17 protein-coding genes and 1 tRNA gene are annotated in these 15,916 nt (G+C 64.8%); 6 read left to right on the top strand and 12 right to left on the bottom strand.

Annotated elements, in window-relative coordinates; translation table 11 throughout:
• Positions 1–329: 329 nt before the first annotated feature.
• Complete coding sequence (locus A7X65_RS04475) at positions 330–836, top strand: MarR family winged helix-turn-helix transcriptional regulator (protein ID WP_063683103.1); 507 nt, start codon at positions 330–332, stop codon at positions 834–836.
• A 36-nt stretch (positions 837–872) separates the two neighbouring features.
• On the opposite strand, the gene A7X65_RS04470 is transcribed toward A7X65_RS04475, so the two are convergent.
• Complete coding sequence (locus A7X65_RS04470; protein WP_063683102.1) at positions 873–1,985, bottom strand: alpha/beta hydrolase family protein; 1,113 nt, start codon at positions 1,983–1,985, stop codon at positions 873–875.
• A gap of 284 nt (positions 1,986–2,269) precedes the next feature.
• Positions 2,270–3,241, bottom strand: coding sequence for an SDR family NAD(P)-dependent oxidoreductase (locus A7X65_RS04465; protein WP_063683101.1), 972 nt, complete (start codon positions 3,239–3,241; stop codon positions 2,270–2,272).
• Positions 3,242–3,837: 596 nt separating this feature from the next.
• Between A7X65_RS04465 and A7X65_RS04460 the strand changes: the two genes are divergently transcribed.
• Complete coding sequence (locus tag A7X65_RS04460) at positions 3,838–4,077, top strand: hypothetical protein (RefSeq protein WP_027547402.1); 240 nt, start codon at positions 3,838–3,840, stop codon at positions 4,075–4,077.
• Positions 4,078–4,222: 145 nt separating this feature from the next.
• Here A7X65_RS04460 and A7X65_RS04455 read toward each other — a convergent pair whose 3' ends face one another.
• Positions 4,223–5,188, bottom strand: coding sequence for an alpha/beta fold hydrolase (locus A7X65_RS04455; RefSeq protein ID WP_082884821.1), 966 nt, complete (start codon positions 5,186–5,188; stop codon positions 4,223–4,225).
• Between the two features lie 124 nt (positions 5,189–5,312).
• Here A7X65_RS04455 and A7X65_RS04450 point away from each other — a divergent pair, with 124 nt between their 5' ends.
• The gene (locus tag A7X65_RS04450; protein WP_063683100.1) at positions 5,313–5,936 is read left to right on the top strand and encodes a TetR/AcrR family transcriptional regulator; all 624 of its coding nucleotides are present in this window, start codon (positions 5,313–5,315) and stop codon (positions 5,934–5,936) included.
• Between the two features lie 58 nt (positions 5,937–5,994).
• Complete coding sequence (locus A7X65_RS04445) at positions 5,995–7,317, top strand: epoxide hydrolase family protein (protein WP_063683099.1); 1,323 nt, start codon at positions 5,995–5,997, stop codon at positions 7,315–7,317.
• Positions 7,318–7,647: 330 nt separating this feature from the next.
• On the opposite strand, the gene A7X65_RS04440 is transcribed toward A7X65_RS04445, so the two are convergent.
• From A7X65_RS04440 to A7X65_RS04410, 7 genes are all read right to left on the bottom strand, one after another.
• Positions 7,648–7,725, bottom strand: a tRNA-Pro gene (locus tag A7X65_RS04440).
• A 127-nt stretch (positions 7,726–7,852) separates the two neighbouring features.
• On the bottom strand, positions 7,853–8,431 hold the full coding sequence (locus A7X65_RS04435) for a MerR family transcriptional regulator (protein ID WP_063683098.1): 579 nt from the start codon (positions 8,429–8,431) through the stop codon (positions 7,853–7,855).
• A gap of 24 nt (positions 8,432–8,455) precedes the next feature.
• Complete coding sequence (locus A7X65_RS04430; RefSeq protein ID WP_027548240.1) at positions 8,456–8,797, bottom strand: integration host factor subunit alpha; 342 nt, start codon at positions 8,795–8,797, stop codon at positions 8,456–8,458.
• Positions 8,798–8,931: 134 nt separating this feature from the next.
• A complete protein-coding gene (locus A7X65_RS04425; protein WP_063683097.1) occupies positions 8,932–9,912 on the bottom strand; it encodes a beta-ketoacyl-ACP synthase III in 981 nt (326 codons plus the stop codon).
• Complete coding sequence (gene plsX / locus A7X65_RS04420; RefSeq protein WP_063683096.1) at positions 9,909–10,970, bottom strand: phosphate acyltransferase PlsX; 1,062 nt, start codon at positions 10,968–10,970, stop codon at positions 9,909–9,911. The genes A7X65_RS04425 and plsX overlap by 4 nt, the downstream gene beginning before the upstream one ends.
• Positions 10,971–11,266: 296 nt before the next feature.
• Positions 11,267–11,839, bottom strand: a complete 573-nt coding sequence (locus A7X65_RS04415) for a YceD family protein (RefSeq protein WP_063683095.1) — start codon at positions 11,837–11,839, stop codon at positions 11,267–11,269.
• Positions 11,836–12,387, bottom strand: a complete 552-nt coding sequence (locus A7X65_RS04410; RefSeq protein WP_063683094.1) for a ubiquinol-cytochrome C chaperone family protein — start codon at positions 12,385–12,387, stop codon at positions 11,836–11,838. Before A7X65_RS04410 ends, A7X65_RS04415 begins: the two co-directional genes overlap by 4 nt.
• A gap of 98 nt (positions 12,388–12,485) precedes the next feature.
• Between A7X65_RS04410 and A7X65_RS04405 the strand changes: the two genes are divergently transcribed.
• Both A7X65_RS04405 and A7X65_RS04400 read left to right on the top strand, forming a co-directional pair.
• A complete protein-coding gene (locus A7X65_RS04405; protein ID WP_063683093.1) occupies positions 12,486–12,974 on the top strand; it encodes an outer membrane protein assembly factor BamE in 489 nt (162 codons plus the stop codon).
• A gap of 129 nt (positions 12,975–13,103) precedes the next feature.
• Positions 13,104–14,105 (top strand): Bug family tripartite tricarboxylate transporter substrate binding protein, encoded by a 1,002-nt coding sequence (locus A7X65_RS04400; protein ID WP_063683092.1) that lies wholly within the window; start codon positions 13,104–13,106, stop codon positions 14,103–14,105.
• A 38-nt stretch (positions 14,106–14,143) separates the two neighbouring features.
• Here the strand turns inward: A7X65_RS04400 and A7X65_RS04395 are convergent, their stop codons facing one another.
• Entirely contained in the window at positions 14,144–14,416 is a 273-nt protein-coding gene (locus A7X65_RS04395; RefSeq protein WP_063683091.1) for an acyl carrier protein, read from the bottom strand.
• On the bottom strand, positions 14,413–15,891 hold the full coding sequence (locus A7X65_RS04390; protein ID WP_063683090.1) for a hypothetical protein: 1,479 nt from the start codon (positions 15,889–15,891) through the stop codon (positions 14,413–14,415). The genes A7X65_RS04395 and A7X65_RS04390 overlap by 4 nt, the downstream gene beginning before the upstream one ends.
• Positions 15,892–15,916 lie beyond the last annotated feature (25 nt).

Below are 15,916 nucleotides of genomic sequence, written 5' to 3'. Positions count from 1 at the left end.
GCCGCTTCGCGCTTTCGGACACACCCGCATTCGACGCGAGGGACGTGAGCGAACCACCTGCAACGGGACGATTGAGTACCCCCCACCGTCGCGGGGCAATATGCCTGCGCCGTTCCACTTATCAAAATAGTTTATTGAGTAAGCTTTCTGGTTTCACTAAACCTGTGCCCCGCACGCAACACTCGGGCCCGCCCAATATACTGAGCGGCTCATCTTTGTAATTTTAGTGACAAAATAACCCTGCCCTGCACTTGCGTCAGGGCAGGCTTGCGTGGACTATGCCCCTCCACGAACACCGGCCTGAAGAATCATTTCACGGGAGTGATGCTGTGTCCGCGACGAGGAAAGAAGGAGCGCGTCTGCGCTCCGTCGGCAATCTGGATATCATCAGGCGCTTCACCTGGGAGATATCCTCGATCAACATGTATCTGGAGGAGCTGCGTCAGTTCTGGGCGAGAACGCTCGGCATCAGCGGCCCGCAATGGTTGATCCTGATGGCGATCTCCGACCTCGACAAGGACGACGGCGTGCCGGTCAACGTGGTCTCCAAGCTGCTCCACGTCGATCCCTCCTTCGTCACCACCCAGTCCAAGCTGCTGGAGAAGAAAGGCCTGCTGCGCCGGCGTCCCTCGCCGACCGACGCCCGGGTCGTGCGGCTCTCGCTGGTCGACAAGACCCAGAAGCACATCGCGAGCCTGAACGAGCAGTACAAGACGATTCGCGAATTCGTCTTCCAGGAGTTCGACGAGAACGAGCTGACCGAATTCACCGGCAAGCTTGCGACGCTGAAGACCCGGCTGGAGAAGGCCTGCGTCAGGATCTCGCTCGACTTCTGAGACGCCGGCTCGTTCGAAAAGCGCGCGCTCGCGCGCTTAGATTCCTTGCCCGGCGCCGAGGCGCGTTTCCAGCCAGTCGAAGATGTATTCGTTGGCAAGGCTCGGATTGTCGGCATGGGCCTGCGCCGCGCCGGTCTCCGCCGCAGTGAACACCTTCAGCATGATATCCGAGCTGCCGAGCCGGGATTGCTGGACGATCTGGCGGGCCCGGTCGGCCTTGAGCCAGCCATCTTCGCCGAGCGTGATCAGCACCGGACAGTCGGCGCTGGAGGCCATCAGCGGCGCATGCGGCACCGGGACGATGCTGAGGTCGCTCATGGCAAAGCGGCTGGCGAAGAACGATCGTTCGTGCAGATCCCACAGCCCGCCGTCGCAGACCGCCGCGGCCAGCCGCGGCTCCTGCAGCACCGCGCGCGCTACGAAAGAGGAGCCCCACCCGTCCGCGACGATGGCGACGCGGTCGAAATCGACGTCGTCGCGCGTCTCCAGATAGTCCATCACGCTCGCAATCGAGCTCTCGAGATCGCGCCGTTGCAACAGGCTGTCGGTATAGTCGTCGCGCTGGTCGCCGAGCAGGTCCAGCGCCAGCATCGACAAGCCGCGCTCGCGCGCATGCGGCGCGAGCTTGAACAGGAATTCCTCCTTGCGATGGCCGGGCTCGCCGATGCAGATCACGGTCGGTGCCCGCGCTCTGCCCGCGCTCGCGGGCAGGAAGTAACCTTGCAGCGCGTGGTCCTCGACCCAGGGAATCGTCACGACCTCGCCGGCCGGCGCGCGCGCCGTGAGATAGCGGCGGGCGCATTCCTGCATCGCCAGCACCGCGACCCATCGGCGTTCGTCGGCCTGGTCGAGCGGCATCGCCGCAGCACCATAGTAGTTCAGCGCGCGAAGCCAGTTGCGCTGCGCGGTCGCCATGTGGCCCTCGGCGAACGCGGCCTCGGCGCGATGGCGATTGGTCTGCGCGAGCTTCTTCCACTCGCGATGCCAGGATTGGTCCTCGCCGCGCTTGAGCTGCCGCGCGATCATCAGGCATTCCGCGATGGTGGCGCCGCCCTCCTGGGCCGCGGTGAGGAGCCGCGTGAACTCAGAGGAGATATCCTCTCGCTCCGGGCAGAGGATCCAGTCGTCGGAGAGGCATGCGGGTATCATCGGAGCTACGCTCTATCATCGCGTTACCCTGACTGACTAAACTATTTTGGTTCGCCAACCAAGCTGCCGTGCACCGAATGAGAGCCGTTTGGCATCACCATCGCTTGAACGATCGGTGAACGACGGACGATGTCGCATGCGTGACATTCCAATTCGTCATGAGGCTGCAAACGATGGCAAGAGGTGGCACGCCAAATTACGCGAGGTGACGTGCGCGCCTCTTGCCATGACGGTCATCATACCCATATTGGCGCGCGTTCACCGGCCGGCAGCGCGAAGCCAGTTCAGCCGAGTCGCCAGCCGACCTCCTGTGTAAAACTCTCGTAGAAGGCGCGGTCATAGGCCTGCTCGGGCGTGGTGCGTACGCGCTCGTCGAGGCGCCTCGCGTCGTCGCCGACGAGGATGCGCCAGCGCTCCGCCTTGACGCCGTCGAGAATGATCTTCGCGGCCTGCGCGGCGGTCGTCGGCGCGTCCTCCAGGAAGCTGCGGGCGCGTTCGGCGAACACGGCCTGGATGTCCTCGTCCGACATCTTCTCCGCATCCGGCACGCCGGCGGCGACCATGCGCTTGCGGGTCAGCGCGACCTCGTCGGCGTTGAGCCGCTCCGAGCCGTCCGTGCTCTGCACCTTGCGCGAATTGGAGACGATCGAGGTGCCGATATGGCCGGGCATCACCACCGAGCATTTGACGTGCGGGGCGTGCAGGCGCAAATCGTTGATCAGCGCTTCGGTGAATCCCTTCACCGCGAACTTGGCCGAGCTGTAGGCGGTGTGCGCCTGCCCCATGCCGATCGAGGCCCAGAAGCCGTTGACGCTGGCGGTGTTGACGATGTGGGCCTCGTCGGCCGCGACCAGCATCGGCAGGAAGGTGCGCACGCCGAGATAGACGCCGCCCCAGCAGATGTTGAAGGTGCGCTCCCACTGCTCGCGCGTGTTGGTGAACAGGCTGCCGCCGCCCCCGATGCCCGCATTGTTGAACAGGAGATGGATCCTGTCCGTCTTCTGCTGCTCGGCGAGCTCGTCGCGGAAACGCTTCAGATGATCCTCGATCGCGACGTCGGCGACATGCGTCGTGACGCGCAGGCCCTGCGGCAGCTTCTCGACCTCGCATAGCCGCTTGGTCTCGGCCATCGCAGCCTCCGAGACGTCGCACATGGCAACGTTGCAGCCTTCGGCAACGAGCTGCCGCGCGAGCTCGCGCCCCATTCCCGTGCCGCCGCCGGTGATGACTGCGATCTTTCCAGCAAAATCCTTCATGGGACTTTCGGCCCCTCCCTTGTCGGTATGTTTCTTCCGTCGCTACGCCATTCGCGAGCGTGCGCGCAAAATGTAGCAGCGACGCAACCGCAGGTAAAAGCGGATCGGTCGACATTCGTTATTTCGGGCTGCGGACTATTCGAAAGATCCGAGCGCGGCACGACGCTGTCGATGATGACGGCATGCGATCCTCGTCCGCGAGCACGCGGACGCGCGCGAGCACCGCCTCGTCGTCCTGCTTGAACAGAAACTGCACCGGCGCGACCGATACGGAATCGCCCTCGCGTATCCCGCGATCCTGTGGCGGTCCCGCGCGCCCGGCGCGTATCCGTACCAAACCGAACCTATCGGCGTGCCAGCCCCTGTGAACGGCCTCACAAGCGGAAAGCGGCCCGGCGCTTACAATCCACACATCCCTTTCCGGTTCCCGTATTTGTCCGGCTTCGGTTTAGGGGCAATTTTTTTACAATCCGAATCGTCAAATGAGGACGGACGCTGGGTCGAGTCGTCCAGGCCAGCGTGTTGTTTGTGTCACAGGCTCTGGCACTCCGCTTGCATCCTCTTCGTGGTCTGAAACTACCGATGAGGTGACAGGAATGTTCGTGACCGTCGTTGCCGTGCTCTGCCGGCTAGGTGCATCTGCCTCGGGCGCTTGCGTCGAGGAAATCGTGACCGACAGCAACATGACGCCCGAGATGTCGATGATGCAGTGTGCAATCGGCGCACAGGCACCATTGGCGAAATGGATGGGCGAGCATCCGATCTATCACGCCAACTGGCGCCTCGAGCGCTACAAATGCGTGCCGGGTCACTACGAGATCAAGGGCCACGCCTGACGGCCCCGTAAAATTACGTCTATCGAGGAAACGCCCGGGGCAGCCTTCCCCTGTCCGAGCACTGCCAGCGCCAGACCCACCGAGGCTGCGCGCCCTGTGACGTCAGTCACACCTTCCCTTTAGCTTTGCCCTTTAGCTTTGCCCCCTAAGCTATCGCCCGCATGATCAGCGCACGCGCACGCCGTCCCTCCGGCGTCGGCATCAGCGCATAATTGTGCGGCTGGTCGCGGAGCAGATGCAGCTCGACCGCAACGCCCACCGCCCTCGCCCGCTCCGCAAGATCGACGCTGTCGGGGTAGAGCAGGTCGCGCGTGCCCGAAAAAATCGTCATCGGCGCCAGCGCGCGGAAGGCGCCGTTGAGCGGGCTGACGAAGGGATGGCCGACATCGAGCTCGCCGGCATAGAGCCGTCCCGCCTCGACGATCCCCGGAATGTCCTGGATCGGATCGCGCGCGGCGATCGCAACCTGCTCCGGACGGCTCACGGACGCATCGGCCGCGGGCGAGATCAGCATCAGCCGGTGCGGCTGCCGATGGCCGCGATCGCGCAGCCACTGGCACGCCGCGAGCGCGAGCCCCGCGCCGGCGGAATTGCCGACCACCGTGACCTTTGCGCTGCCGGCATCCTCGAGCAGCATGCGGAGCAGCTCGGCCGTCGCCGGCACGACATCCCTAGCGGTCGCGCGCGGCGCCAGCGGATAAATCGGCACGACGCAGCACACGCGCGCCTTGCGCGTCATCTGTCCGACGAACCGCCAATGCGCCGGCACGATCTCGTTGATGAAACCGCCGCCATGCAGGAACATCACGTAGTTGCAGCCCTCATGGCCCGACGACGGCGCGGTGTAATAGACCGGCCATCCGCCCATCTTGGTCAACACCGCTTCGACGCCGCGCCCGAGGCCCGTCGGCTCGAAGGAGGCCGGCGCGAGCGCCAGCTTCTGCACATGCGCCTGCACGGCCTCGGCGGATGCGAGCTGCTGCTTGTAAGGGAGCTGCCCGAGCAGCAGGTTGAAGGCGCGGCTCTGCAGGCTGGGCGCGGGATCGCGATTGCGCGGCGCGCAGATGACAGGACAAAACTGCAGGGCCGATACAAGTCGTGCGACGCTCATCGTCCGTCCTCCATTTGGCTCGGCATCCATATGGCGACAAAGAGGCTTGCCGACAGCCCACCGCACGCGGATATAATGCGAGCGATCACTCGCTTTTTCTACTCGCATTCGGGATCGCAAGCCCATGGCCCGCAAACCGCCGACAAACCCGCGGAAAAACGCCTCGCAGGCGCGCTCGCGCGCCACCGTCGACGCGCTGGTCGAGGCGACCGCTCGCATTCTGGTCCGTGAAGGTTTCGAGAAGACGAGCACCAACCGCATCGCCGAGATCGCCGGCGTCAGCGTCGGCTCGCTCTACCAGTATTTTCCGAGCAAGGAAGCGCTCGTCGCTGCCGTGATCAATCGTCACAACGACGAGATCATGACGATCGTCCGCGCCGCCTTCGCCGAGGTTGCGGACATGCCGATCGAGAGAGCGGTGCGCCGCCTCGTCACCGTCGCGATCGAGGCCCATCACATCGACCCGGACCTGCACAGGGTCCTCGCCGAACAGATCCCCCGCTCCGGCCACCTCGCCGAGGTCGAAGCCTTCAACCACGAGGTCCACGCCCTCGTCCGGGCCTATCTCGAAAGCCGCCGCAAGGAGATGCGCAAGATCGACCCTAGCCTAGCCGCCTTCATCTGCGTCAGCGCAATCGAAGCCGTCGCGCACAACACGGTGCTGAACCAGGCGGAGATGCGGTCGGAGAAGACGGTAAAGACGCTGGTGGACGAGACGACGAGGATGGTGGTGGGGTATTTGAGGTAGGACCAGCCTTGGTTCGTCGGTTAGTTTGGGAGCGGGCTTGCAAACAAGGAGGCCGACCATGACCGCAATCTCCTCTTCGCCCACCCGGCGCAGCCTTCTCGCAGGGGCAGCCGCAACTGGTGCCGTCAGCTTGCTTCCAATACATTTCGTCGCCGCACGCGCACAATCGAAGCAAGGAGAGACCCCGCCCGCTACGACCAAGGCCGACGCAATTCTTCCCTTCCGCATCAATGTCCGGGGTGAAGACCTCGCTGATCTCCGCCGGCGCCTCGCGGCCACGCGCTGGCCCACCAAAGAGCTCGTTGCGGATCGGTCGCAGGGCGTGCAGCTGGCGACGCTGCGGGCGCTCGCCCGCTACTGGTCGACTGAGTACGACTGGCGCAAGTGCGAGGCGCGGCTGAACGCGCTGCCACAGTTCACGACCGTGATCGACGGGGTGAAGATCCATTTCATCCACGTCAAGTCCAGGCATGAGAACGCGCTGCCGCTAATCATGACGCACGGCTGGCCTGGCTCGGTCATCGAGCTCCTCGATACAGTCGGCCCCCTGACTGACCCGACCAAATATGGTGGCACTTCCAACGATGCATTCCACCTGGTGCTTCCATCCTTGCCTGGCTACGGCTTCTCGGGAGAGCCGACCGAACTCGGCTGGGACGCCGCGCGCATCGCGCGTGCGTGGGCGGCGCTGATGGATCGCCTCGGCTACACGCGCTACGTCGCCCAGGGTGGCGACGTAGGTGCGGCAGTAACGGATGCGATGGGGCGCCAAGCCCCCAATGGACTTCTGGGCATCCACGTTAACCTGCTCGCGGGTGTGGCGGCAATGTCCGACAAACTGCCCGCAGAATCCGAGAAGGAACGCACGGCGCAGAAGGCGGCCGCGGCGTTCAGGGCGAGTGGCTTTGGCTACTTCCTGGAGCAGTCGACGCGGCCTCAGACGATCGGCTACTCCCTGCTGAATTCACCCCTCGGGCTCGCGAGCTGGATGCTCGACCACGACACGGACAGCTACTACAAGATTTCCCGAGCGTTCGTGGAGGGTAAGCCCGCGGGCAATCTCACTCGGGACAGCATCCTCGACAACGTCACGCTGTACTGGCTGACCGGCACCGGGGCCTCGGCCGCACGGTGGTACTGGGAGGCCGGACAGGCCGCAGCCCGTGCGGCCGGCAAGTCTCCTCCTGCGGTCGCGGTCCCCGTGGGATTTACGACGTTCCCTGGCGAAATCTTTGCTGCGCCCCGAAGCTGGGCCGAGATTATGTACCCCAGCCTGGCCTATTTCAGCGAGGCCGAACGTGGCGGACATTTCGCCGCCTGGGAGGAGCCGAAGCTGTTTTCAGAAGAAGTACGCGCAGCCTTCAGATCATTGCGCAAATAACGGACCAGAGGCTCGGCGTCGACGGACGGGTCACCCGCCAACTCAGGCGAGGCTTTCAGTGCGGGCATGCAGAGCAGTGCAGTGCAGTCCAATTACATCCCCCACCGGCTCGCACGATTGCACAATACCCCTGTTTTGCCCGACGGGTCAGAACTAATTCGGAAAACCGTCATTCCGCCAACGGCTCGCTACTGTGCATGGGGTTGTTTTCGTTGTTTTGATTTGGCGGTCTACCAAGCTGCCATCCGCGACCGATCGCACGGCCACATCACCGGCGGAAGCAGGCTCCACGCCGACGGCCATTCCACCCAACAGCTGCTTTTGAAAAAATGGTCGGAGCGAGAGGATTTGAACCTCCGACCCCTAGTCTCCCAGACTAGTGCGCTAACCGGGCTGCGCCACGCTCCGAACGTCGTTCCATTAGCTAGGATCGGCGCGATGCGCAAGGCGAGGTCACACCATTTTGGTGCCTCGGCTTCATCGGCCGGGAGGCCGCGAGGGCCCGGAACAACGGCAAGGCTCGCGAAATGCGCCCCTACCCGTCCTTCAGGGCCTGATCCAGCATCTCCCGGCAGGCGACAAGGTCGGCAAGCACCTTTCCGAGGCGCTCCCGGTCCAGCGCGCTGGGGCCGGCGGGCGCGGCGGGCGTGCCGCCCTTGCGGAAGGTGGTGAGGATCTCCTCGTCGTCGACCTCCGTGAAGCGGAAGTCGATGCCTTCCTCCTCATCCCCCTGGTAGTCGTCATCGTCGGCGTCCGCGATGCCCTTGATGGGGCCCTCGTCGTCCGGCTCCATCAGGCTGGCGCCGATGGCGTCCTCGATGGCTCCGAAGGAGACCGCGGCCGCGCCGTCGGCAAGGCCCTGCACCGACTTGACGCCGTGCTCCTTCAGGATCCGCTGCACCCCGCGAATGGTGTAGCCCTCCCCGTAGAGGAGGCGGCGGATGCCCTTGAGCAGGTCGACGTCGTCGGGGCGGTAATAGCGGCGGCCGCCGCTGCGCTTCATCGGCTTGATCTGGGAGAACCGGGTCTCCCAGAACCGCAGCACGTGCTGCGGAATGTCGAGTTCCTGCGCTACTTCGCTGATGGTTCGGAACGCATCCGGCGCCTTGTCCAAATGCCTGTCCTTATCCGTTGGGCGTTACGCCTCGGGTTGAGCCTTGCTGGCGTCGCCGTTGGTGCGGTGCTGGGAATTGATGCGCTGCTTCAGGATCGCCGACGGCTTGAACACCATGACGCGGCGCGGCGAGATCGGCACCTCGGTGCCGGTCTTCGGGTTGCGGCCGATACGCTGACCCTTCTTGCGCACCATGAAGGAGCCGAACGAGGACAGCTTCACCGTCTCGCCCTTTTCAAGGCAGTCGGTGATCTCCTTCAGCACGAGTTCCACGAACGCAGACGACTCCGTCCGCGACAGCCCCACCTTCTGGTAGACGGCTTCGCAGAGATCGACACGCGTTACGGTTTTACTTTGATCGGTCATCGCCCTGCCCCACATCACGGCGAACAATTGTTGTCTGAAATTATGAGCTTACGATACGGCGGTCAACAGCGCTCATCAATGCAGACGCATCGATAATCGCGACTGATTCCGGCAAAATTTTATCGACTGTGGCGCTACCAGCGCACCAGCGCCGAGCCCCAGGTGAAGCCGCCGCCCATGGCTTCCAAAAGGACCATGTCGCCCTTCTTGACGCGGCCGTCCCTGCGCGCCACCGACAGCGCCAGCGGAATCGAGGCCGCCGAGGTGTTGCCGTGACGGTCCACCGTCAGCACCACCTTCTCCGGCGCGATGTGCAGCTTGTGGGCGGAGGCGTCGATGATTCGCTTGTTGGCCTGATGCGGCACGAACCAGTTGATGCTGTCGGCGTTGAGCCCGGTCGCCTGGAAGGCATCGACGATCACGTCGGTGATCATGCCGACCGCATGCTTGAAGACCTCGCGGCCCTCCATGCGCAGATGGCCGACGGTCTGGGTCGAGGACGGCCCGCCGTCGACGAACAGCTTGGCCTTGTGGCGGCCGTCGGAGCGTAGGTGCGTGGTGACGATGCCGCGGTCGGTCGCCGCATCGCCCGGCTGCTCCTGCGCCTCCAGCACCACCGCGCCGGCACCGTCGCCGAACAGCACGCAGGTGCCGCGGTCGTTCCAGTCGAGGATGCGCGAGAAGGTCTCCGCGCCGATCACCAGCGCGCGCTTGAAGGCGCCGGTGCGCAGGAAATTGTCGGCGGTCGCGAGCGCGAACACGAAGCCCGAGCACACCGCCTGCAGGTCGAAGGCCGCGCCGTGATTGATGCCGAGCCCGTGCTGCACGGCGACGGCGGTCGCGGGGAAGGTGTTGTCGGGCGTGGAGGTCGCCAGCACGATCAGGTCGATCGATTGCGCATCCAGCCCGGCATCGCTGAGCGCGGCCTGCGCCGCCTTGATGGCGAGGTGCGAGGTGAACTCGCCCTCGGCCGCGATGTGCCGCTCGCGAATGCCGGTGCGCTGGACGATCCACTCGTCGGAGGTGTCGATACGCGCCGCCAGTTGGGCGTTGGTCACCACCTGCTCCGGCAGGTAGGAGCCGCAGCCGAGCACGACCGAACGGATTTTCGTCACGAAACAGCCTCCTGCGCGGCCTGCACGGAACTAAGTGCACCACCCTCGCGGTTGAGCATCTGATTGATCTTGTTCAGGAGATCGTAGTGAGCCATCTCATAGCCAACATCGATCGCATAGGCAAAGCCTTCGGCGCTGGTTCCACCGTGGCTCTTGACCACGATCCCGTTCAGCCCAAGCAGCACGCCGCCGTTGGACTTGTTGGGATCCATCTTGTCGCGCAGGGCTTGGAAGGCGCGGCGGGCAAAGAGATAGCCGAGCCTGGACAGCCAGCTCCGCTGCAACTCATTACGAAGCAACTCGGCCATCTGCCGCGCGGTTCCCTCGGCGGTCTTGAGCGCGATGTTACCGCTGAAACCTTCGGTCACGATGACGTCGGCGGCCCCCTTGCCGATGTCGTCCCCCTCGACGAAGCCGATATAGTCGAGCTCGGGCAGGTTCCGCGCGCGGAGGATCTCGCTGGCTTCGCGGATCTCCTCGTGCCCCTTGACCTCCTCGGTCCCGATGTTGAGCAGGCCGACCGTGGGCCGCTTCTTGTTGAACAGCACGCTCGCCTTGGCCGCGCCCATGACCGCCATCGACACCAGATGATGGGCATCTCCACCGAGGGTGGCGCCGAGGTCGAGAACAACGGACGAGCCGCGCTTGGTCGGCCAGATCGCGGAGATGGCCGGGCGGTCGATGCTTGGCAGCGTGCGCAGATGGAAGCGCGACATCGCCATCAGCGCGCCGGTATTGCCGGCGGAGACCGCGACATCGGCTTCGCCCTTCTTCACCGCGTCGATGGCGAGCCACATCGAGGACGTCTTGCGGCCGCGCCGCAGCGCCTGGCTCGGCTTGTCCGAGCCGCTGACGGCGACGTCGGTATGGACGATCTTGGAGGCGGCCTTGAGCTGGGGATGCCGCTCGAGCTCGGGCTCGATCTTGGCCCGGTCCCCGACCAGCAGGAATTCGGTGTCGCGATGCCTGGCCAGCGAGATGGCGGCGCCGGGAATGACCACGGCGGCGCCGTCGTCGCCACCCATGGCGTCAAGCGCGATGCGAACCTTGCTGGGCATGAAAGTCCTGGAAACCTGGTCTGGTGCGGTCTTGAACGAGCGGGTCCGCAAATGGGTTCGCCATGGACATGGCGACCGGCCAAGCGCCACGCCGCACCCGGACCGGGGCGCGACAATAGCGTTTTGTTATCCCGAAACAACCTCTTGCCCCCAGCCTTTTGCGTTCAGGGCGATCCGGCCGCGAACCGGCGGATTCAGAAGAAATCCATGGAAATCAATCAGATAAGCCGGACTTTCAAACCGCCGCCGCAGACACCTCGTGCCCCGCGGCAGCGGTCTTACGGGGGAATCGGCAACTACTCGCCCTTCTTCTTCCCGTCCTGAAGCGCCTTCAGCACCGCGAACGGATGGTCCTCCGGATCGGGGGCGGTAACCTCCGCCTCGAACACGACGCCCGGCTTGCGCGGATAGGGGTCGATCGCCAGGAACAGGGCATCGGTGGCGAGTCGGCCGAGGTCGATGATGCCGTTGACGATGGCTTCCGGCGGATCGATCACCTCCGGCGGCTCCTCGTCGTCCTGCCCCTCCTCGATCAGGTCGGCCAGGCGCCGTGCCTCGGCCTCGGGCGCGAACGTCAGGTCCACCTCCTCGTCGACCTCGCTCTCGATCGGATCGAGCGTGACCACGCAGGTCTGGCCGACCCGGGCCCGGACCAGCCCCGTGACCTGGACGCGGCCACCGCTCTTCGGCACGACGTCGAAGCTGGCATGGGCCGACAGGATCTCGCGCAGGCCGGCAAGCCCGGCCATGGCCTGCCGCTCGCCGGCCGATGCCTCGAGCTCGCGATGCAGGCCGGCCTCGGGAATCTGGGCCACGATGATGGGGGCCCGCCAGGGATCGGGCTCGGATCCGGTGTTTGGTCGGCTCATGGCGAAATATCCTCGGAAAGTGCCGGGGGAAACTTGAAGGACGCCCCCAGCAGCGCGGCCTCTTCGGTCCGGCCGAGATCGGCCTCGGTGGCCACGGCATAGGCCGCGAGCTGCCGGGCCTGCTCCAGGCCGGTCCCGTTCAAGATATTCTTGCAGATCGCGGCCGCCAGCGCCTCAGCCCCGCCCTCCACGGCCTGATCATAGGCCTGCACGCGGCCGTAAAAGGCCTCCCCGAACGCCCGCATCCGCTTCGGCACGGTCTGGTCGCCGATACCCATCTCGCGCAGATTGTCGTCCATGTCCTCGCAGAAGCGGTCGAACAGCGCCTGCGACAGCTCGGTGGCGTGCTGGACCGTGCGCAGGCGGCGCAGGAGCAGCCACAGATGCAGCAGCAACAGGTCGAAACGCCCGTTAACCGTATCCGGCACGCCCAAGTCACGGTAAAATATGGGTTCTCGCGCCTGCGTCACGATCATGCCATAGATGGCTTCAATGGTGCGCGCCGGGGCAAGCCGGGGTTTCCTGAAGTGATTGAACGGCCAAAGCATTGTGGTTTCCGCAAGCGGGCGCGCGCGAGTTGCATTCAGACGCCCAGCCCGGTACTTCAGCGCCTCGCGCGACGCAAGGGGACGGAATCAGTTCCGCTATGACGATAACGAACCAGACCGGCCTGCGCGCGGACAAGCGGCGCGGCCTTCATGCACGTTGGCGCGGCCTGCGCCTGGCTGCCGCTGCGGCCCTCGTCGGCATAGCGCTGGCCGGCTGCACCGGCGAGCAGTTCCAGAAGGGCTACATCCTGCCGCCCGGCGCGCTGGAGCAGATTCCGATCGGCGCAAGCCAGGACCAGGTGCTGATCGTGATGGGCACGCCCTCCACGGTCGCCACCCTCGACGGTGAGGTCTTCTATTACATCTCGCAGCGCTCGGAGCGGATGGTCGCCTTCATGAACCAGAAGGTGGTCGATCAGCGCGTGATCGCGATCTATTTCGACAAGAACCGGCGCGTGCGTCGGCTGGCCAATTACGGTCTGCAGGACGGCAAGATCTTCGACTTCGTCAGCCGCACCACGCCGACGTCGGGCCAGGAGATGAGCTACCTCGCGCCAATCTTCAAGCTGATCAGCTTCAAAGACTGAGCACCTATAGCGTTTTCGGGCCTGCGGCGTCGTGCCGCTGTTCGCGCGGGACTTGCCTTCGCCTCCGACTTGCCGTTGCGCGCCGGGTTCCCTACGCTCCCTGCAAAACAAGAAGCAGGGAGTGGATTCGTGCCCAAAAATTTGTTGTCCCGCCGCCGCGTTCTCACCGGTGCCGCCGGCCTCACAGCCGCAGCGATACTGCCGCGATCGAGCCTGGCGGATTGGAAACCGACCGAGACGGTCCGCGTCATCGTGCCGGCTGCGGCGGGCGGCTCGACCGACGTCATGGGCCGGCTCCTCGCCGCCCATTTGCAGCCCATTTGGGGCCAGTCTGTCGTCGTGGAAAACCGCTCCGGCGGCGGCGGCACGATCGGCACCGCCGAGGTGGTCCGCGCCAAGCCTGACGGCCACACCATCCTGATCGGCAACCCCGGTCCGAACGCGATCGCCTACAGCATCTTCAAGAATCTGACCTACAAGCCTGACCAGCTCCAGCCGGTCTCCAACATGATCCGGATCCCGAACATCGTCTCGGCGCATCCCAAGACCGGCATCAAGTCGATCGCCGAGCTGATCGCCTATCTGAAGGCCAATCCGGACAAGTTGAGCTACGCCTCCTCCGGCGTCGGCCAGAGCCCTCACCTCACCGGCGCCTGGTTTCTCCAGCTCACAGGGCTGAAGATGACGCACATTCCGTTCCGCGGCGCAGGGCCGGCGCTGCAGGCCGCGCTCGCCGGCGACATCCAGATCCTGTTCGACAATCTCTATCCGAGCCTGCCGCAGGTCCAGAACGGCACGCTCACCGGTCTCTGCGTCACCACCACCGACCGCAGCGATCTCGCGAAAGACCTGCCGACCATGCGCGAGAGCGCGCCGGAGCTTTCGAACTTCGACGTCTCGTCCTGGTTCTCGGTGTTCCTGCCGAAGGGCGTCCAGCCCGCCGTGCTCGAGGCGCTCAATCTCCAGGTCAAGGCGATGCTGGAGCGCGACGACGTGAAGAAGAACATCGCCGCCATGGGCGCCCGCGCCGACTATGGCACCCCGCAGCAGTTCGCCGACTTCGTGGACGCCGAGACGAAGAAGTTCGCCGGCATCATCCAGAAGGAAGGGCTGCAGATGGACGTGCAGTAGCGCTGGGTCGAACCGGCATCCCGCCTTGCGCGAAAGCGCTAGGCGGGTTGGGCTGACGGCTGTCCGACCAGCGCCGCAATGGCCGAGATCGAGTCGAGGCGCGTCAGGTCGAAACCGATGTCGGCGAAATTGATCCCATAGTCGGTCTCGATGCTCATCACGAGCTCGACGGCGTCGAGTGAATCGAGGCGCCCGCTGGTGAACAGCAGATCGTCGTCATGAAGCGGCGCACCGTCGCCCTTCATGAGCAGCCGCTGCTCGATGTAGCGGCGCATCTGCGACCTGATTTCAGGCCCGGCTTTCGCGGTCATGTCGTTACTCCCAGGAGGTAGAACAGGAATTCGCCGCGCTGCAGGAGCGTGTGCTCGCGGTCCAGCGGCGCGTCGAAGACGTGGATGAGACAGAAGAAGGTCGAAACCCACAGGCACGGCAGCAAGCGGCGGCGCAGCCATCCACGCGAGGCCGGCTGCGGCGCGCGGCGCATCTGCGAGAGCCCCACGCTGACGGCCAGGACGAACGTGTAGAACGCATGCGACTGCTCGCCGACCACGGCCCGCCAAAGGCCCATGTCGCCGACGAAATGAATGTCGCGAATGAAATGGAACAGCAGGTTGCCGACGCACGCCGCCATGAAGGTGGCGAAGAACATGCGAAGCCGGCGATGGCCGCGGAAGCAACGAATGAAGGTCGGGTAGAAGAAGTGATCGACCAGCAGTTCCTTGTAATAGAAGTAGTAGCGATTCCAGAAGTCGGCGAGCGTCGTCGACTCCAGGGGCCGCCAGGTGTTGCGCAGCAGGCGAAATCCAGCGAGCCGCGCCGTCGCGACGATGACGCCGCCGAACACCGTCATGCCCAGCAGGTCTTCCACGAAGAAGCTGACGAGGCTCGCCCATCCGACGAGGCGCGGCAAAGGATGGCCGGCGAGATATTGCAGCAGGTTGTCGTCGAACATCGGAAGCTGCAAACGACCGTGGACGAGCTCGCCGAGGCAAATCTTGACGATCGCCAGCACGAGGATCCAGGCCGCCAGCTTGACGCCCTTGAGCTGCGTGACCGCGAGCTCTTCCGGTGTCTTGGCCTCGAAGCGTTCGAGATAGGCCAGCCCCTTCCCGAACGGCGTCAGCGACGATCCCCAGAAGGGATGAAAGACGCTCAGGCGCTGCCACACCGGAGACCGCTTCTTGCTCGCATCGACCAGACCGTAAGCGAGGAACCAGAGATAGGGCTGCGAGGTCATCAGGAACGACCAGAGCAGGACGCGCGGCATGCCGGCCATCACCGGCGCCTGCGTCAGCGCGAGAAGCGCCAGGAATGCGACGAGGAGGCTGAGCGTCGGGCGGCGAAGCGCCGTGCTCGCTGATCCCTGCAAGACCAGCAGGCCCGCGAACAGCGCAAGCACCACCACCAGCGTGACCGCCTCCAGCAGCGGCTGATGGATCCGGTCCGCGACGCCTTCGGTGACGGCCATCCGCTCGAGGAAGGGGCGATCGATCAGGAAGCCGCTCCGGTAAAGCAGCAGCACGGTTGCCAGCAGGATCAGCACACGCCGGTGCCGCCCGACATAGGCGCACGCCACCGCAAGAGCCGCCGCCGAGAAATCGACACCGATCCGCCAGAACAGCACGGTGAGCAGCACGACGGTGCACCAGAGCAGCAAGCGGCCGCGGGTGGCCTGGACGCCCGCCACGAGGTTCGGATCGCGGTCGATCTGGGGGATCAACCGCCACGACGGCTTCACGAGCAAGCCCGTGGCCGTGTAGCCGTAGGACTGGCTTTCGATGCTCATCGGAGGATGCGCGCAAGCGCTGCGG

The sequence above is a fragment of the Bradyrhizobium stylosanthis genome, assembly GCF_001641335.1.
In the GTDB taxonomy this organism is placed as follows: domain Bacteria; phylum Pseudomonadota; class Alphaproteobacteria; order Rhizobiales; family Xanthobacteraceae; genus Bradyrhizobium; species Bradyrhizobium stylosanthis.
The sequence above is the reverse complement of the archived record's forward strand: the minus strand, read 5'-3'. Positions and strand labels throughout refer to the sequence as shown.

What these genes read in the sequence shown, in the direction of transcription:
- A7X65_RS04465 (WP_063683101.1), bottom strand. Translation starts at nt 3,241, where the DNA reads ATGAAGGATTTTGCTGGAAAGATCGCAGTCATCACCGGCGGCGGCACG.
- A7X65_RS04445 (WP_063683099.1), top strand. Translation starts at nt 5,995, where the DNA reads ATGACCGCAATCTCCTCTTCGCCCACCCGGCGCAGCCTTCTCGCAGGG.
- plsX (WP_063683096.1), bottom strand. Translation starts at nt 10,970, where the DNA reads ATGCCCAGCAAGGTTCGCATCGCGCTTGACGCCATGGGTGGCGACGAC.
- A7X65_RS04415 (WP_063683095.1), bottom strand. Translation starts at nt 11,839, where the DNA reads ATGAGCCGACCAAACACCGGATCCGAGCCCGATCCCTGGCGGGCCCCC.
- A7X65_RS04395 (WP_063683091.1), bottom strand. Translation starts at nt 14,416, where the DNA reads ATGACCGCGAAAGCCGGGCCTGAAATCAGGTCGCAGATGCGCCGCTAC.
- A7X65_RS04430 (WP_027548240.1), bottom strand. Translation starts at nt 8,797, where the DNA reads ATGACCGATCAAAGTAAAACCGTAACGCGTGTCGATCTCTGCGAAGCC.
- A7X65_RS04405 (WP_063683093.1), top strand. Translation starts at nt 12,486, where the DNA reads ATGACGATAACGAACCAGACCGGCCTGCGCGCGGACAAGCGGCGCGGC.
- A7X65_RS04460 (WP_027547402.1), top strand. Translation starts at nt 3,838, where the DNA reads ATGTTCGTGACCGTCGTTGCCGTGCTCTGCCGGCTAGGTGCATCTGCC.
- A7X65_RS04390 (WP_063683090.1), bottom strand. Translation starts at nt 15,891, where the DNA reads ATGAGCATCGAAAGCCAGTCCTACGGCTACACGGCCACGGGCTTGCTC.
- A7X65_RS04410 (WP_063683094.1), bottom strand. Translation starts at nt 12,387, where the DNA reads ATGCTTTGGCCGTTCAATCACTTCAGGAAACCCCGGCTTGCCCCGGCG.
- A7X65_RS04470 (WP_063683102.1), bottom strand. Translation starts at nt 1,985, where the DNA reads ATGATACCCGCATGCCTCTCCGACGACTGGATCCTCTGCCCGGAGCGA.
- A7X65_RS04450 (WP_063683100.1), top strand. Translation starts at nt 5,313, where the DNA reads ATGGCCCGCAAACCGCCGACAAACCCGCGGAAAAACGCCTCGCAGGCG.
- A7X65_RS04455 (WP_082884821.1), bottom strand. Translation starts at nt 5,188, where the DNA reads ATGAGCGTCGCACGACTTGTATCGGCCCTGCAGTTTTGTCCTGTCATC.